The organism is Bacillus sp. FSL K6-1366 (genome assembly GCF_037976695.1).
Classification (GTDB): Bacteria; Bacillota; Bacilli; order Bacillales; family Bacillaceae; genus Bacillus; species Bacillus subtilis.
Genome location: NZ_CP150268.1, coordinates 771,241 through 787,876, shown reverse-complemented (window position 1 = coordinate 787,876; position 16,636 = coordinate 771,241). Strand labels below are relative to the sequence as shown.

Here is a 16,636-nt window from a genome sequence, read left to right as displayed (position 1 = left end):
CATGGATCAGCCATTTTATAGATGAAACCAGAATACGAATGTGGAGTGAGGTTCTTGTTACACCAGTTTTCACGCAATGAATTAGCTATCGGAAAAGAAGGCCTTGAAACGCTGAAAAACAGCACAGTTGCTGTGCTTGGAGTCGGGGGAGTCGGATCGTTCGCGGCGGAAGCTCTCGCGCGGTCAGGCGTCGGCCGCATTCTGCTTGTCGACAAAGATGATGTCGACATTACAAATGTAAACCGTCAGCTTCACGCGCTGCTTTCAACTGTCGGACAGCCGAAAGTTGATTTAATGAAGGCGCGGATCGCAGACATTAACCCGAAGTGCGAAGTGATCGCGTTAAAAATGTTCTATACGGAGGAAACGTATGAGCAATTTTTTGACTATGATCTTGACTATGTCATTGATGCGTCAGACACCATTTGTTATAAAATACATTTAATGAAAGAATGTCTAAAACGGGATATTCCGCTCATCTCCAGCATGGGTGCTGCAAATAAAACGGATCCGACACGCTTCCAAATCGCTGATATCTCAAAAACGCACACTGATCCAATTGCGAAGGTCGTCCGTACGAAATTACGCAAGGAGGGTATCAAAAAAGGCGTCCAAGTGATTTTCTCTGATGAAAGCCCGATTGTCATTCGGGAAGATGTCAGAAAAGAAGTGGGAAATGACGAAGCGAAAATCCGTAAAGCAAAAATGCCGCCTTCCTCTAATGCTTTTGTGCCGTCAGTTGCAGGTTTGATTATGGGCGGCCATGTTGTCATGGATCTTTTGAAAGACATTGAGATCAAACGTGTGAAGGATAAATAATGCATAAAAACAGCCTTGATGATCAAGGCTGTTTTTGTTTTATTTTCTTTTCATTAATTTATCGTACACCTGCTTTAAGGCGGATTCGAATTTTCCAGTCTGTTTCGGCTTATAGTATTGCTTATTTTTCAGAGGATCAGGGAGGTATTGTTGTTCGACCCAACCGTTGTCGTAATTGTGCGGGTATTTATAGTCGATTCCTCTTCCTAATTCCTGAGCTCCTTTATAATGCGCGTCTTTTAAATGCTTCGGGACATCACCAATTTTTCCGGCTCTGATATCTGCCAGGGCCTCATCGATTGCCAGAATGGCAGAGTTTGATTTCGGTGAGAGGCAAAGCTCAATAACTGCGTTGGCCAGCGGGATTCGCGCTTCAGGAAACCCGACTCGCTCAGCGGTCTGAATAGCATTCAGCACTCTAGGACCGGCTTGCGGGCTTGCTAAACCGATATCTTCATAGGCGATAACAAGCAATCGTCTTGCGATGCTCTCCAGATCACCGGCTTCAATTAATCTAGCCAAATAGTGAAGAGCAGCGTTGGCATCAGAGCCGCGGATCGATTTTTGAAAAGCGGACAGTACATCATAATGCGCGTCACCATCTTTATCGTGAGAAAAGCTTTTTTTCTGCAAGCATTCTTCCGCGGTTTCTAATGTAATGTGAATTTCACCGTCTGCTGACTCCTTCGTTGACAACACGGCAAGCTCAAGCGCATTTAAAGCGGAGCGGACATCTCCTCCGCATCCGTGGGCAAAATGCTCCATCGCCTGATCATCAATGGATACAGAATAGGTGCCAAGGCCCCGATGCTCATCATGGAGCGCACGTTCCAGTGCCTGTTTAATCAGATCAGGTGTTAACGGTTCAAGCTCAAAAATCTGGGTCCGGCTTCTGATCGCCGGATTAATGGCATGATACGGGTTAGCCGTCGTTGCTCCGATCAAAATGATCATTCCGTTTTCTAAATAGGGTAATAGAAAATCCTGTTTTCCTTTATCCAGCCTGTGGACTTCATCCAGAATCAAAATCACTTGGCCGGACATCTTGGCTTCCTGAGCTACGATTTCCATATCTTTTTTATTGTTAATGACAGCATTCAGCTTTCGAAAAGCAATACTTGTTGAACCGGCGATTGCTGTTGCGATTGATGTTTTTCCAATTCCGGGCGGCCCGTACAAAATCATGGATGACAAATGTTTTGCCTGGACCATTCTGCCAATAATTTTATCTTCAGCCACCAGATGCTGCTGGCCGATAATATCCTCTATTTTTGTAGGACGCATCCGATATGCCAATGGCTTCATCTATCATCTCTCCTTACTTAATTACAGGGTAACGGAAAACCGTACATTAGAAAAGGGTAAAGGCCCCTTTCCTTCTGCCTCAATGAAAATTCGCTGAAGGTATGTTATAATAACAGTTGGTCTATAAGATAATAAACGGACGAAACATATAGAAATTACCATTATAAATGTGGAAAATCATGAAATAACAGAGGTGTTCATGTTGAAAATATCAACTAAGGGAAGATACGGGCTCACCATTATGATCGAGCTTGCAAAAAAGCACGGTGAAGGCCCGACTTCATTAAAAAGCATCGCACAGACGAATAATTTGTCCGAGCATTATTTGGAGCAGCTGGTATCGCCGCTCAGAAATGCCGGTTTAGTGAAAAGCATCAGAGGCGCATATGGCGGATATGTATTAGGCAGTGAGCCGGATGCCATTACCGCGGGAGATATTATCCGTGTGCTTGAGGGGCCGATCAGCCCTGTTGAAGTGCTGGAAGATGAGGAGCCTGCCAAGCGTGAGCTCTGGATTCGCATCCGGGATGCTGTAAAAGAGGTTTTGGACAGTACAACATTAGAGGATCTTGCCAGCTATACAGACGGAGAGCAAGAAGCTTATATGTTCTATATTTAGATCAGAGGTGTAAACATAATGGAACGGATTTATTTAGATCATGCCGCAACGTCTCCGATGGATGAGCGCGTGCTGGAAAAAATGATACCGCACTTCTCCGGCAGTTTCGGTAATCCCTCCAGTATTCATTCATTTGGCAGAGAATCTCGAAAATGGGTGGATGAAGCAAGAGCGCAGATCGCAGCAGAAATCGGAGCGGCAGAGCAGGAGATCATTTTTACAAGCGGGGGAACGGAAGCTGATAACTTGGCGATCATGGGAACCGCACTTGCAAGAAAAGATCTTGGCAGACATATCATCACAACAAAAATTGAGCATCACGCCGTGCTTCACACATGTGAAAAACTTGAGGAAGACGGATTTGACATAACGTATCTGGACGTTGACCAAAATGGAAGAGTCAGTGCAAAACAGGTGAAAGAAGCACTGCGTGATGATACAATCCTTGTGACAGTGATGTATGGAAATAATGAAGTTGGAACAGTGCAGCCGATCGAAGAAATCGGTGAGCTGTTAAAGGAACACAAAGCTTATTTTCATACCGATGCTGTTCAGGCATTCGGGTTGCTGCCAATTGACGTGAAAAACAGCCATATTGACCTTCTGTCTGTTTCCGGGCACAAGCTCAACGGGCCAAAAGGGACAGGCTTTTTATATGCTAGTAAAGATGTGAAGCTTTCACCCCTTTTATTCGGAGGAGAGCAAGAAAGAAAACGCCGTGCCGGAACGGAAAATGTTCCAGGCATTGTCGGGCTGAAAGAAGCGATCAAGCTGTCAAGTGAAGAACGTGACGAAAAAAACGAGAAGTATCAATCTTTTAAAGCAATCTTTGCCGACACGCTTAGAGATGCAGGTGTGGCATTCGAGGTCAACGGGGACAAAGAGCATAGTCTGCCGCATGTTCTGAATCTTTATTTCCCCGGTGTGTCAGTGGAAGCGCTGCTGGTTAATCTTGATATGGCTGGTGTCGCTGTCTCCAGCGGTTCAGCGTGCACGGCCGGTTCAGTCCTGCCGTCACATGTTCTGACTGCTATGTTCGGCGAAGAGAGTGACCGGCTGACGTCCTCTATTCGAATCAGCTTCGGCCTCGGCAATACGGCTGAGCAAGTGAAAACTGCTGCCAAACATGTGGCCGACGTTGTCAAACGGCTGACATAATAAGGCGGCGTAGTAATTGGAGTGAATGAAATGGAAAAACGGCCGGAGGATACAAGAGTCGTCGTCGGCATGTCCGGCGGAGTAGACTCATCTGTGGCGGCCCTGCTGTTAAAAGAACAGGGCTATGATGTAATCGGAATCTTTATGAAAAACTGGGATGATACGGACGAAAACGGTTTTTGCACGGCGACAGAGGATTATGAAGATGTGATCCGCGTCTGCAACCAAATCGGAATTCCGTATTATGCCGTAAACTTTGAAAAGCAATATTATGAGAAGGTATTTCAATACTTCCTTGATGAATATAAAGCAGGCAGAACACCAAACCCGGATGTATTGTGCAACAAAGAAATTAAATTCAAGGCCTTTTTGGAGCATGCATTGTCACTTGGCGCCGACTATTTAGCGACTGGCCACTATGCAAGAGTAGACAGAAGCGGCGGAAAAGTCAGAATGCTGCGCGGCATTGATGAAAACAAGGATCAAACGTACTTCCTGAATCAGCTGACAGAAGATACGCTGAGCAAAGTCATGTTCCCGATCGGCGAACTTCAAAAAAGCCGTGTGCGTGAAATTGCCAAAGAAGCAGAACTTGCAACAGCGACGAAAAAAGACAGTACAGGCATCTGCTTTATCGGCGAACGCAACTTCAAAACGTTTCTCAGCCAATATCTCCCTGCACAGCCTGGCGATATGATGACGATGGACGGCGAAGTAAAAGGCCGCCACGACGGGTTGATGTACTATACGATCGGACAGCGTCACGGCCTTGGCATCGGCGGAAGCGGCGAGCCGTGGTTTGCGGTAGGCAAAGATCTTGAAAAGAACATCCTCTACGTAGATCAAGGGTTCCATAACCCGCTTTTATATTCCGACAAAATCACAGCAACAAATATCAGCTGGGTACGTTCGGATATCATGAAGGGCGAAGAGATTTCCTGCACGGCTAAATTCCGTTACCGCCAAGAGGATCATAAAGTAACAGTGCGCATGACTGGCGAAGGTGAAGCGGAAGTCATCTTTGATGAACAAGTCCGCGCTGTAACGCCGGGACAAGCCGTTGTCTTCTATGACGGCGAAGAATGCCTTGGCGGCGGGACAATTGATGATGTGTACAAAGACGGAACAAAATTGTGGTACGTATAAAAGATGAAAAACCTCAACACTGAGTTGGGGTTTTTTAATGAAAGGAAGATGATCGGTGGATTATAATCAACTCGGTATAGAGGCGATGCAGGAAGGCGATTACGAGAAAGCGGCAGAGGCATTTACAAAAGCGATTGAAGAAAATAAAGAAGACGCGATTCCGTATATCAATTTTGCCAACCTGCTTTCATCCGTAAACGAGCTGGAACGTGCGCTTGCGTTTTATGATAAAGCGCTTGAATTAGACAATAGCGCAGCCACTGCTTATTATGGAGCAGGAAATGTCTATGTTGTAAAAGAAATGTACAAAGAAGCCAAAGACATGTTTGAAAAAGCGCTTCGTGCGGGGATGGAAAACGGCGACCTGTTTTACATGCTCGGAACGGTGCTTGTCAAGCTCGAACAGCCTAAGCTTGCACTGCCATATTTACAAAGAGCAGTCGAACTGAATGAAAACGATACGGAAGCGCGTTTTCAATTCGGGATGTGCTTAGCCAACGAGGGCATGCTGGACGAAGCGCTCAGCCAATTCGCAGCTGTGACAGAGCAAGACCCGGGGCATGCAGATGCATTTTATAATGCCGGTGTCGCTTATGCTTATAAAGAAAACCGAGAAAAAGCGCTGGAAATGCTGGACAAGGCAATCGATATCCAGCCAGATCATATGCTTGCGCTTCATGCTAAAAAACTGATTGATCCATCATAACAGGCACAGGAGGAGGGACAGCTCGTGCAGCAGCATCCGGATCAGCTTAAACTGGAGGAAGAGCCCTATTTAAAAGGGACAGTCAACACAGTCATCTATCATAATGACACCAATTTATATACGGTTCTGAAAGTGAAAGTCACAGAGACCTCCGAAGCCATTGAAGATAAAGCCGTATCCGTGACGGGCTACTTCCCTGCGCTTCAAGAAGAAGAGACCTACACGTTTTACGGAAAGATCGTAACCCATCCAAAATTCGGGCTCCAATTTCAGGCGGAGCATTTCAAAAAGGAGATTCCAACGACTAAGGAAGGCATCATTCAATATTTATCGAGTGATTTATTCGAGGGGATCGGCAAAAAAACAGCTGAAGAAATTGTGAAAAAGCTGGGCGACAGCGCCATTAATAAAATATTGGCTGATGCTTCAGTGCTTTATGATGTTCCCAGACTCTCAAAAAAGAAAGCAGACACGCTGGCTGGCGCATTGCAGCGGCATCAGGGACTGGAGCAAATCATGATTTCCTTGAATCAGTTTGGCTTTGGCCCGCAGCTGTCTATGAAAATCTATCAAGCCTATGAATCCGAGACGCTTGAAAAGATTCAGGAAAATCCTTATCAGCTTGTGAAGGATGTAGAAGGCATCGGGTTTGGAAAAGCGGATGAGCTGGGCAGCAGAATGGGTCTTTCGGGTAATCATCCTGAGCGGGTAAAAGCTGCTATTTTGTACACGCTTGAAACGACTTGTCTGTCAGAGGGGCACACGTACATAGAAACGGAACAGCTGATCATCGACACTCAATCACTGTTAAACCAGTCAGCAAGGGAAGGGCAGCGCATTACAGAAATGGATGCCGCTAACGCAATTATTGCCCTTGGAGAAAATAAAGACATTGTCATAGAAGATGGCCGCTGTTATTTTCCTTCGCTGTTTTACGCAGAACAAAACGTTGCAAAGCGTGTGAAACATATCGCTAGCCAAACCGAATATGAGAACCAGTTTCCCGAATCAGAGTTTTTGCTCGCGTTGGGAGAACTGGAAGAACGGATGGACGTTCAGTATGCCCCCAGCCAGAAGGAAGCGATTCAAAAAGCCCTTTCCTCGCCGATGCTTCTTTTAACAGGCGGCCCGGGAACAGGGAAAACGACGGTAATCAGAGGGATTGTCGAGCTCTACGGAGAGCTTCACGGTGTGTCACTAGATCCGTCAGCTTATAAAAAGGATGAAGCTTTTCCGATTGTTTTGGCCGCTCCGACAGGGAGAGCAGCAAAACGGATGAGTGAATCAACGGGACTCCCTGCAGTTACGATACACAGGCTGCTTGGCTGGAACGGCGCTGAAGGCTTTACTCATACAGAGGATCAGCCGATCGAAGGGAAGCTGTTAATTATCGATGAAGCCAGTATGCTTGATATATGGCTGGCGAATCATTTGTTCAAGGCGATCCCTGATCATATACAAATCATCATTGTCGGAGACGAAGACCAGCTGCCATCCGTGGGTCCGGGACAAGTGCTCAGAGACCTGCTGGCATCCCAGGTGATTCCGACTGTGAGACTGACAGACATCTATCGCCAGGCGGAGGGGTCATCAATCGTCGAGCTTGCCCACCAGATGAAAAATGGATTGCTGCCGAATAATTTGACTGCCCCGACAAAGGACCGTTCCTTTATTCGCTGCGGCGGGTCGCAAATCAAAGAAGTAGTTGAGAAGGTTGTCGCCAATGCATTGAAAAAAGGCTATACAGCAAAGGACATTCAGGTCCTCGCTCCGATGTACAGAGGAAAAGCCGGCATTAATGAATTGAATGTGATGCTGCAGGACATTTTAAATCCTCCTAAAGAAAAACGGAGAGAATTGAAGTTCGGGGATGTTGTCTACAGAACCGGAGATAAAATTTTGCAGCTTGTCAATCAGCCGGAAAACAATGTGTTCAACGGAGATATTGGCGAAATCACGTCGATATTTTATGCAAAGGAAAATACAGAAAAAGAAGACATGGCCGTCGTTTCTTTTGATGGCAATGAAATGACGTTTACGAAAAAAGATTTTAATCAATTTACCCATGCGTATTGCTGTTCTATTCATAAATCGCAGGGAAGTGAATTTCCGATTGTGGTTTTGCCTGTTGTGAAAGGCTATTATAGAATGCTCAGAAGAAACCTTCTTTATACCGCGATTACAAGAGCGAAGAAATTTCTCATTTTATGCGGGGAAGAGGAGGCGCTGGAGTGGGGCGTGAAAAATAATGATGCAACTGTCAGACAGACCTCCTTGAAAAACAGGCTGTCCGTACAGGTTGAGGAAATGGATGCCGAGCTTGAGGCTTTGCAAAAAGAGCTCCCGTTCAGCGTACACGACGCCAACATTGGCATGGAAGGCATTACACCATTCGATTTTATGAAAGAAGAACAGCAATAAAATGCTCCCGTGTAAGCGGGAGTTTTTTCATTTGCAGTGGAATTGATTTCATCGTATGAGTCTAAGGCGCAAAGCAAAACCTAAGCCTGTTCAACAAAAGGTGGTTGATCACACTTTGAGAACATGCCATGAAGTAGAAGGATTCCCAGTATACTCAGAACGAACTTCTAGTTATCTTGGGACAATTTCCGATATTTGTTTTTCTCTGAAAGGAGATTGTCTTGGGTTTATTCTTGCACAAAAACGCTTTTTGCATCATCATCATGCGCTATTACGGGCGTGTGATATCTCTTCCATTCTTGATGACCGCATATTGGCTTCGGTCAGTTCAGAACAGCTTTTGCCTCTTCCGAAATTATGCTTCACATACGAGCAGATGAAGATGAAGCTTGTGAAATCGCAAGAGGGCGATATATTGGGAATGCTGGAAGATGTATACTTTTGTTTGGACAGGGGCATAATCGTAGCATATGAACTTTCGGACGGTTTCTTTTCTGACCTGGCGGGAAGCAAGCGCCAGATCCAAAGAGCGGATTCGCTTGTCGAGGTGCGGAAAGACGAGATCGTTCTGAACGGATAGAGGTGTGAGGTATGCTTATATGCCCGAATTGCAAAAGTAAGGATATCGGCAAAATCGGCGTGAACCAATATTATTGCTGGGGCTGTTTTATTGAACTGACAGTGGCGAAAGGGAAGATTGCAACTCATCAGGTGGAAGAAGACGGAACGTTAAGCAGCTTGGATGATTTGTTTTCTGAGGATGAACGCAGCATCAATTTTTAATCATGAAAGGAGATGCGCAGGATGAATCGGACGATGACTTCTCTTTTGGCAATGGGTGCCGGAGCTCTCGTGTACCGAATGGCGACTCAATCTGACATGCTGAATAATCGAAGCATGAAGCGGATGAGAAGAAGAATTACGAAAATGTTTTAATGCAAAAAGGATACTCTCCAAAGAGTATCCTTTTCTATGTTTGCCGGACCTCGAGGCGTCTTGCTGCGAGTGAAAGGCTGTAGTTGACTGCGAAATACATAAGGGCCGCAAGTAAAAAGATCGGGAAAAAATAACTGCCGTCAGCGCTTTGGCCGTTAATAATTTGCGCGTTGTGAATCAGTTCAGGCAGGGCGATCACAACAGCGAGCGATGTATCTTTTAATAAAGAAATAAACTGGCTTACGATGGGCGGAACCATGCGGCGAAGCGCTTGCGGCATAACGATAAAGAACAGGGTCTGTGTATAGCTCAGCCCGGAGGAGCGCGCCGCTTCAATTTGTCCTTTGTCAATTGATTTCAGTCCGCTTCGGATAATTTCAGATAGCATAGCGGATTCAAAAATCGTTAGTGCTGTAATTGCAGCAGCTGTAATTTCAAGCTTAATCCCAATTTCCGGAAGGGCAAAAAACGTAAAGAAAATAATTAACAGCAAGGGGAGGTTTCTGATCGTTTCAACGAGAACTGCAATCAATTGAGAAAGAACGGGAACTTTCGCATAACGCAGGGTGCCTGCGATTAAACCGAAGAAAAAGCTCAGAATGATGGAGATGAAAGCAACGTACAAGGTGACGAGAAAGCCATCCCATAAAAACGCTAAATGCTCCTGTGAATAAGCACCGATGAAATCCAATGTAACTCACTCCTTATCAATAGCTTTTTTCCAGCCGTTTTTCCAGATAGTTAACACCGATGCTAAGCGGAATCGTCAGCACTAAGTAAAAAAGCGCCACGAAAATATAAACATCAAATACAACGAGTGTGCTCGACGAGACTAAATCAGCCTGGTACATAAGATCCAATCCGGCCACAACCCCAAGAATCGAAGAGTTTTTGACTAAGTTTAAAAATTGATTGCCTAAAGGCGGAATGACGATTTTGATTGCCTGCGGCAAAATGATATGGAGCATGGCTTGGCTGTAGGTAAAGCCTGACGAGCGTGCCGCTTCCATCTGCCCTTTTGAAACAGACTGGATGCCTGCTCTGATGGCTTCAGCGATAAACGCAGAGGTATAAATGGTGAGAGCAACCGTTCCCGCTTGAAAACCGTCAAGCCTCAGGCCTGCGTTTGGAAGTCCGAAATAGAAAACAAAGGTAATTAAAAGAAGAGGGATGTTGCGGATGAATTCTACATATGCGGTCCCGAACCATTGCAGCGGCTTAAAGACTGTTATTCTCATAACCGCTACAGCAACGCCGAGGACAAAACTGCCGGCCAGCGCGATAACACTTGCGAGCAAGGTATGGTAAAAACCGTCCATATACATGCCGAAGTTATCGAAAAGAATTGACACATTCATCTGCCTATTCACTCCTTATCAAATTGGGATGAGCATCGCCTGCTCATCCCGGGATGGTTGTTATTCAGCTGGGTCTTCTTTGATCCATTTTTTATAAATTTCATCGTATCTGCCATCCGACTTCATCTTTTTAAGTGAAGCGTTGATTTCTTTCGCGAGAGCAGATTGCCCTTTTTTCACGGCGATCCCGTAAGGCTCATCTGTAAAAGGCTTTCCTGTTAATTGATAATTTTTATTTTCATCAGCCATTCCATATAAAATCGCATTATCTGTGGTGAGGGCATCGCCTTGCCCCGATTTAAGGGCTGTAAAGGCTTCTGCGTAGTTTTCAAATTCTAAAACAGATGCTTCAGGCGCCTTTTCACGAATGTTTTGAGAGGAGGTGGAGCCTTTTACTGCAAGAACTTTTGAGCCTTTGCCAAGATTCTCGACACTCTTGATTTTGCTGCCTTTTTTCACGAGCAGCGATTGCCCGGCCTCGAAATAGACATCAGAAAAGTCAACTTCCTTTTTTCGTTCTTCAGTGATCGTCATTGTGGCGACAATGGCGTCGATATCCCCGTTTTGCAGCATAGGAATCCTTGTTTTTGAGGTGACCTCTTTAAATTCAGCTTTTTTCTCATCACCTAAAATGTCTTTAGCGATTTGTTTGGCAATATCAATATCAAAACCCTCAATCTCACCTGAGCTTGGATTTTTAAGACCGAACAGTCGAGTGTCCGTTTTTACGCCGAAGACAATTTTGTCATTGTCTTTAATGGCGGCTAGCGTATCTTTTTTGCTCTCCTTTGAGGCTTCTCCGTTTGATCCCTTGCTGCCGCAAGCGGCAAGCAAGATGACAGCGAATAAAGAAATCAATGCTAAAGAAAAAATCTTTTTCATACAAGCTCCCCCATTTCTGTTTTAATGATTTAAAATACGGCTTAAGAATAAGCGGGCCCGTTCTTCCTTCGGGTTCGCGTAAAATTCAGCCGGCACTGCTTCTTCTAAAATTTTTCCTTCGTCAATGAAGACAATCCGATCGGCAACTTCTTTGGCAAACCCCATTTCGTGTGTCACGACAACCATTGTCATGCCTTCTTTGGCGAGTGTTTTCATGACATCCAGCACCTCACCGATCATTTCAGGATCAAGTGCTGATGTCGGCTCGTCAAACAGCATGACCTCCGGCTTCATCGCCAGTCCTCTTGCGATGGCAACACGCTGCTGCTGCCCGCCGGAAAGCTGGGAAGGATAGGCGTCAGCCTTGTCTGGGATGCCGACTTTTTCAAGATAGTACCGCGCCGTTTCCTTTGCTTGTTCAGGTGATTGTCTAAGCACTTTTACCGGAGCCAGCATGATGTTCTGCAGCACTGTTTTATGCGGATATAAATGAAAGTGCTGAAACACCATCCCGATATTTTGCCGCACTTGATTGATATCAGTTTTTCTGTCGTTAATGGCGGTGCCGTTTACTGTAAGCACTCCCTCATTGATCGACTCAAGTCTGTTGATGCATCTGAGCAATGTGCTTTTACCGGAACCGGATGGGCCGATGATAACAACGACTTCACCTTTTTCGATTTGAAGATTAATTTGTTTTAACACGTGAAAATCTCCGTAATGCTTGTTTACATTTTGAAATGTGATCATCGCAATCCTCCTATCAGAAAATTTGACCAAAAAGTAAATGATCAAACTTTTCTGAAAATTAAAAGTGAAAAAATGTCCATGACTTCTGACTGACTAAAGAAACATAAAGAATAATTCCTTGTAAACCTCAAAAGATATAGGTGAGGTGAAAGCAGATGCTCCAAAAACCGGTGCAGCTTTTGTTGTGGGTGGCTATTTGTTTGCTGGTTCTGTTAACAGTCTATGTCTTTTTTATGCTTGATATGTTATGGTCACCCTTTTGGCTCGTCATAAAAACGATCTTTATTCCCTTGATCATTTCTATTTTTATATCTTATTTATTGCTTCCGGTCACAGAATGGCTGCATGGCAAAGGATTGCCTAGGACTTTGAGCATCTTGGTCATTTATGTTCTTTTTTTTGGCGGGATTGGCTGGGCGTTGTATAAAGGGGTGCCTGTTTTAATCGTGCAGCTGACGGATCTGTCAGAAAATATACCCATGTTTGCCGAAACGTATAACGGGCTTCTTCTTCATGTGCATAACCATACGGATGACTGGCCTGATGGTATGCATCACCGTATAGATAAAATGATCCGCCAGACGGAGGCGTTTTTTGCGGGAACGATCGAGGGTGCGATCAGCGGGATCCGCAATGTGCTTGATTACTTCTTAATTGCTGCAACAATCCCTTTTCTCGTGTTTTATATGGTGAAGGACATTGAGTTAATGAAAAAGACAGTATGGTACTTGACTCCGAAGTCGTGGAGAAAGCGGGGCAGCGCCTTTTTGCGGGATGTGGATGATTCGCTTGGCGATTATATCCGCGGCCAGCTTTTGGTCTGCTTGATTCTTGGCGTGATTGCAGGCATTTCGTTCTGGGTATTTGGGCTTCCATATCCGCTGATACTTGGCCTTATCTCTGGAGTAACGAATGTCATCCCGTATTTTGGCCCTTTCATCGGAGCTGTTCCTGCGTTGTTAATTGCGATGACGATCTCAGTCAAGGCGGTTCTTGTTGTGGTGATTACGGTGTTTATTCTGCAGTTTATGGAAGGGAATATCCTCAGTCCGTTCATTGTCGGCAGAAGCCTTAAAATGCATCCGGTCGTTATCATGCTTGCACTCCTTGCCGGAGGGGAGCTTGCGGGAATCGTCGGGATGATTCTGGCTGTTCCTGCGACGGCTGTTTTAAAAGTAATGATGATCCATTTTTTGCGGATGAGGACGGAGCATTGACATCGGCGTGCCGCTTGTCTATAATTTCTCGTAGAATACATACGAATCTCGAGTGACGGATCTGAGTACGCCGAAGCCCTGTTAAAGAGAGAAGCTCCATAAGCTGAAAGGAGCTTTATCAGAAGATCGGAGGAAGCTAATCCTGAGTGCAGTTAATCACTGCCGCTTATCCTGCGTTACAGGGTTAAAGGTGACGGGCGAATGAATGCCCGTAATCAGGGTGGTACCGCGAGACAGCTCTCGTCCCTGTGTAAACGTTGGTTTGCATAGGGGGAGGGCTTTTTTGCTGTCACTGAAGAGAATTTCGATTTTTATAGAGGAGGAAATACAATGAAACACTTAACTTCTGCGGAAGTGCGTCAAATGTTTTTGGATTTCTTTAAAGAAAAAGGACATGCGGTAGAGCCAAGCGCGTCATTAGTGCCTCATGAGGATCCTTCACTGCTTTGGATCAACAGCGGTGTTGCGACGCTGAAAAAATATTTTGACGGCCGTGTCGTGCCGGAAAATCCAAGAATCGTAAACGCTCAAAAAGCGATCAGAACAAACGATATAGAAAATGTAGGTAAAACTGCGCGCCATCACACTTTCTTTGAAATGCTCGGAAACTTTTCCATCGGCGATTATTTCAAAGAAGAAGCCATTACATGGGCTTGGGAGTTTTTAACGAGCGACAAGTGGATTGGCTTCGACAAAGAGCTTCTCTCTGTTACGGTTCATCCTGAAGATGAAGAGGCATATGAGTTTTGGGCGAAAAAAATCGGTATTCCTGAAGAAAGAATTATCCGTCTGGAAGGGAACTTCTGGGATATCGGTGAAGGGCCGAGCGGACCGAATACGGAAATCTTTTACGACCGCGGTGAAGCATACGGTAATGATCCAGAAGATCCGGAGCTTTACCCAGGCGGGGAAAACGACCGTTACCTGGAAGTATGGAACCTTGTGTTCTCAGAGTTCAACCATAACCCTGACGGCACGTACACACCGCTTCCAAAGAAAAACATTGATACAGGCATGGGTCTTGAAAGAATGGTATCTGTCATCCAGAATGTTCCGACAAACTTTGACACCGATTTGTTTATTCCGATCATTAAAGCAACAGAATCGATTTCTGGTGAAACATATGGCAAAGACAATGTGAAAGACACTGCGTTTAAAGTGATTGCTGACCATATCAGAACGGTTGCCTTTGCTGTCAGTGACGGTGCGCTGCCGTCAAATGAAGGCCGCGGCTATGTATTAAGACGCTTATTACGCCGTGCCGTGCGTTATGCCAAAACGATCAACATCCATCGTCCGTTCATGTTTGATTTAGTGCCGGTTGTCGCAGAAATCATGGCTGATTTCTATCCTGAAGTGAAAGAGAAAGCGGATTTCATCGCAAAAGTCATTAAAACCGAGGAAGAACGCTTCCATGAGACCCTAAATGAAGGGCTTGCGATCCTGTCAGAAATGATCAAAAAAGAAAAAGACAAGGGCAGCAGCGTTATCTCAGGTGCTGATGTGTTTAAACTGTATGATACGTATGGATTCCCGGTTGAATTGACTGAAGAATACGCAGAAGACGAGAACATGACGGTTGACCATGAGGGCTTTGAGGAGGAAATGAACCAGCAGCGTGAACGGGCAAGAAACGCCCGCCAGGATGTCGGCAGCATGCAGGTGCAGGGCGGCGCACTGCGCGACGTGACAGTTGAAAGCACATTTGTCGGCTACTCTCAAACCAAAGCTGATGCCAATATCATTGTGCTTCTTCAGGACGGCCAATTAATCGAAGAGGCTCATGAAGGAGAAAGCGTTCAAATCATTCTTGATGAAACACCGTTCTATGCAGAAAGCGGCGGCCAAATCGGCGACAAAGGCTATCTCCGAAGCGAGCAGGCAGTTGTAAGAATTAAAGATGTTCAAAAAGCGCCGAACGGCCAGCATGTGCATGAAGGTGTTGTGGAGAGCGGCACTGTTCAAAAAGGCCTGCATGTTACTGCTGAAGTTGAAGACCATATGAGAAGCGGCGTCATTAAAAACCACACGGCAACGCATTTATTGCATCAGGCTCTAAAAGATGTTCTTGGAACTCATGTCAATCAGGCGGGCTCTCTTGTAACGGAAAACCGTCTTCGTTTTGACTTCTCGCACTTTGGCCAAGTGACAAAAGAAGAGCTTGAACAAATTGAAAGAATCGTAAACGAAAAGATCTGGGCGAGCATCCCGGTCAGCATTGATTTGAAACCGATCGCTGAAGCAAAAGAAATGGGTGCGATGGCACTGTTCGGCGAGAAATATGGCGATATTGTCCGTGTCGTTCAAGTTGGAGATTACAGCTTAGAGCTGTGCGGCGGCTGCCATGTCAGAAATACAGCAGAAATCGGCTTGTTTAAAATCGTTTCTGAATCTGGAATCGGCGCAGGCACAAGACGGATTGAAGCTGTAACGGGACAAGGCGCTTACGTCGAAATGAACAGCCAGATTTCTGTATTGAAGCAGACCGCTGACGAGCTGAAAACAAATATCAAAGAAGTGCCGAAACGGGTCGCGGCTCTGCAGGCTGAACTGAAGGAAGCACAAAGAGAAAATGAATCTCTTCTTGCAAAACTAGGCAACGTGGAAGCAGGAGCAATCCTGTCGAAAGTAAAAGAAGTTGACGGCGTAAACGTGCTTGCGGCAAAAGTGAATGCAAAAGACATGAATCATCTCCGCACTATGGTCGATGAACTCAAAGCAAAGCTTGGCTCTGCGGTGATCGTGCTTGGTGCGGTACAAAACGATAAAGTTAATATCTCTGCCGGAGTCACAAAGGACCTCATTGAGAAAGGCCTTCACGCCGGCAAGCTGGTTAAACAAGCTGCGGAAGTTTGCGGCGGAGGCGGCGGAGGCCGTCCGGACATGGCGCAGGCAGGCGGCAAACAGCCGGAAAAATTAGAAGAAGCCTTGGCTTCTGTAGAAGATTGGGTGAAATCCGTTTTATAATTCGCCCATGTAGTGTAGAATGATGGTAAGATTAGGACCCCAGGCTGAACTTTGCCTGCGAATTTGGGAAAGAGGTGCAAAACGGTGAGCTCGTTTGATAAAACGATGAAATTTAATTTCTCCGATGATTCTGCTGAGACTAACGTAAATGAGGTGCTGATTACAGTGTATGACGCGCTTCAGGAAAAGGGCTACAATCCAATCAACCAGATTGTCGGATACTTGCTGTCAGGTGATCCCGCTTATATTCCTAGGCATCGTGACGCTCGCAATTTAATTCGCAAACTTGAAAGAGACGAATTAATCGAGGAATTGGTAAAGTCTTATTTAGAACAGCATAAAGAGGCGTAAA

At 45.5% G+C, this 16,636-nt stretch carries 17 protein-coding genes; 12 read left to right on the top strand and 5 right to left on the bottom strand.

All coding sequences use genetic code 11. The features are described from left to right. The first annotated feature begins 54 nt into the window (after positions 1-54). Positions 55-819 (top strand): tRNA threonylcarbamoyladenosine dehydratase, encoded by a 765-nt coding sequence (locus tag MHI44_RS04325; RefSeq protein ID WP_070547595.1) that lies wholly within the window; start codon positions 55-57, stop codon positions 817-819. A gap of 39 nt (positions 820-858) precedes the next feature. Here MHI44_RS04325 and MHI44_RS04320 read toward each other — a convergent pair whose 3' ends face one another. Continuing rightward, complete coding sequence (locus tag MHI44_RS04320) at positions 859-2,124, bottom strand: replication-associated recombination protein A (RefSeq protein WP_015714437.1); 1,266 nt, start codon at positions 2,122-2,124, stop codon at positions 859-861. A 202-nt stretch (positions 2,125-2,326) separates the two neighbouring features. Between MHI44_RS04320 and cymR the strand changes: the two genes are divergently transcribed. From cymR to MHI44_RS04280, 8 genes are all read left to right on the top strand, one after another. Continuing rightward, on the top strand, positions 2,327-2,743 hold the full coding sequence (gene cymR, locus MHI44_RS04315) for a cysteine metabolism transcriptional regulator CymR (RefSeq protein WP_003225879.1): 417 nt from the start codon (positions 2,327-2,329) through the stop codon (positions 2,741-2,743). A gap of 18 nt (positions 2,744-2,761) precedes the next feature. Next, positions 2,762-3,901, top strand: coding sequence for a cysteine desulfurase family protein (locus MHI44_RS04310; RefSeq protein WP_032722251.1), 1,140 nt, complete (start codon positions 2,762-2,764; stop codon positions 3,899-3,901). Positions 3,902-3,931: 30 nt separating this feature from the next. Beyond that, positions 3,932-5,047 (top strand): tRNA 2-thiouridine(34) synthase MnmA, encoded by a 1,116-nt coding sequence (gene mnmA, locus MHI44_RS04305; RefSeq protein ID WP_004398509.1) that lies wholly within the window; start codon positions 3,932-3,934, stop codon positions 5,045-5,047. Between the two features lie 85 nt (positions 5,048-5,132). Next, positions 5,133-5,753, top strand: a complete 621-nt coding sequence (locus MHI44_RS04300) for a tetratricopeptide repeat protein (protein ID WP_202926392.1) — start codon at positions 5,133-5,135, stop codon at positions 5,751-5,753. Positions 5,754-5,777: 24 nt separating this feature from the next. Then, a complete protein-coding gene (locus MHI44_RS04295; RefSeq protein WP_004398511.1) occupies positions 5,778-8,174 on the top strand; it encodes an ATP-dependent RecD-like DNA helicase in 2,397 nt (798 codons plus the stop codon). A gap of 55 nt (positions 8,175-8,229) precedes the next feature. Continuing rightward, positions 8,230-8,754, top strand: a complete 525-nt coding sequence (locus tag MHI44_RS04290; protein WP_129138188.1) for a PRC-barrel domain-containing protein — start codon at positions 8,230-8,232, stop codon at positions 8,752-8,754. 11 nt (positions 8,755-8,765) lie between these two features. Next, positions 8,766-8,957, top strand: coding sequence for a hypothetical protein (locus MHI44_RS04285; protein ID WP_003225893.1), 192 nt, complete (start codon positions 8,766-8,768; stop codon positions 8,955-8,957). Between the two features lie 21 nt (positions 8,958-8,978). Further along, entirely contained in the window at positions 8,979-9,110 is a 132-nt protein-coding gene (locus MHI44_RS04280) for a YrzQ family protein (protein WP_003229780.1), read from the top strand. Positions 9,111-9,144: 34 nt separating this feature from the next. Here MHI44_RS04280 and MHI44_RS04275 read toward each other — a convergent pair whose 3' ends face one another. From MHI44_RS04275 to MHI44_RS04260, 4 genes are read right to left on the bottom strand one after another with little or no spacing between them, the layout of a single operon-like run. Then, positions 9,145-9,801, bottom strand: coding sequence for an amino acid ABC transporter permease (locus tag MHI44_RS04275; protein ID WP_003229784.1), 657 nt, complete (start codon positions 9,799-9,801; stop codon positions 9,145-9,147). Between the two features lie 16 nt (positions 9,802-9,817). Further along, positions 9,818-10,468, bottom strand: a complete 651-nt coding sequence (locus tag MHI44_RS04270) for an amino acid ABC transporter permease (protein ID WP_029727139.1) — start codon at positions 10,466-10,468, stop codon at positions 9,818-9,820. 60 nt (positions 10,469-10,528) lie between these two features. Next, on the bottom strand, positions 10,529-11,350 hold the full coding sequence (gene glnH / locus MHI44_RS04265) for a glutamine ABC transporter substrate-binding protein GlnH (RefSeq protein WP_032722249.1): 822 nt from the start codon (positions 11,348-11,350) through the stop codon (positions 10,529-10,531). Positions 11,351-11,371: 21 nt separating this feature from the next. Continuing rightward, complete coding sequence (locus MHI44_RS04260; RefSeq protein ID WP_003246180.1) at positions 11,372-12,100, bottom strand: amino acid ABC transporter ATP-binding protein; 729 nt, start codon at positions 12,098-12,100, stop codon at positions 11,372-11,374. Between the two features lie 155 nt (positions 12,101-12,255). On the opposite strand from MHI44_RS04260, the gene MHI44_RS04255 reads away from it, so the two are divergent. The 3 genes from MHI44_RS04255 to MHI44_RS04245 all read left to right on the top strand — a co-directional run bounded on the left by MHI44_RS04255 (position 12,256) and on the right by MHI44_RS04245 (position 16,635). Continuing rightward, positions 12,256-13,317, top strand: coding sequence for an AI-2E family transporter (locus MHI44_RS04255; protein ID WP_009967889.1), 1,062 nt, complete (start codon positions 12,256-12,258; stop codon positions 13,315-13,317). Positions 13,318-13,647: 330 nt separating this feature from the next. Further along, complete coding sequence (alaS, locus tag MHI44_RS04250) at positions 13,648-16,284, top strand: alanine--tRNA ligase (protein WP_024573506.1); 2,637 nt, start codon at positions 13,648-13,650, stop codon at positions 16,282-16,284. Positions 16,285-16,368: 84 nt separating this feature from the next. Beyond that, positions 16,369-16,635, top strand: a complete 267-nt coding sequence (locus MHI44_RS04245) for an IreB family regulatory phosphoprotein (RefSeq protein WP_003225903.1) — start codon at positions 16,369-16,371, stop codon at positions 16,633-16,635. Position 16,636: the final 1 nt, after the last annotated feature.

Coding starts and splice junctions, on each gene's coding strand:
- glnH (WP_032722249.1), bottom strand. CDS start 11,350: ATGAAAAAGATTTTTTCTTTAGCATTGATTTCTTTATTCGCTGTCATC.
- MHI44_RS04300 (WP_202926392.1), top strand. CDS start 5,133: ATGCAGGAAGGCGATTACGAGAAAGCGGCAGAGGCATTTACAAAAGCG.
- MHI44_RS04270 (WP_029727139.1), bottom strand. CDS start 10,468: ATGAATGTGTCAATTCTTTTCGATAACTTCGGCATGTATATGGACGGT.
- MHI44_RS04290 (WP_129138188.1), top strand. CDS start 8,230: ATGAGTCTAAGGCGCAAAGCAAAACCTAAGCCTGTTCAACAAAAGGTG.
- MHI44_RS04255 (WP_009967889.1), top strand. CDS start 12,256: ATGCTCCAAAAACCGGTGCAGCTTTTGTTGTGGGTGGCTATTTGTTTG.
- alaS (WP_024573506.1), top strand. CDS start 13,648: ATGAAACACTTAACTTCTGCGGAAGTGCGTCAAATGTTTTTGGATTTC.
- MHI44_RS04310 (WP_032722251.1), top strand. CDS start 2,762: ATGGAACGGATTTATTTAGATCATGCCGCAACGTCTCCGATGGATGAG.
- MHI44_RS04285 (WP_003225893.1), top strand. CDS start 8,766: ATGCTTATATGCCCGAATTGCAAAAGTAAGGATATCGGCAAAATCGGC.
- MHI44_RS04320 (WP_015714437.1), bottom strand. CDS start 2,124: ATGAAGCCATTGGCATATCGGATGCGTCCTACAAAAATAGAGGATATT.
- mnmA (WP_004398509.1), top strand. CDS start 3,932: ATGGAAAAACGGCCGGAGGATACAAGAGTCGTCGTCGGCATGTCCGGC.
- MHI44_RS04260 (WP_003246180.1), bottom strand. CDS start 12,100: ATGATCACATTTCAAAATGTAAACAAGCATTACGGAGATTTTCACGTG.
- MHI44_RS04280 (WP_003229780.1), top strand. CDS start 8,979: ATGAATCGGACGATGACTTCTCTTTTGGCAATGGGTGCCGGAGCTCTC.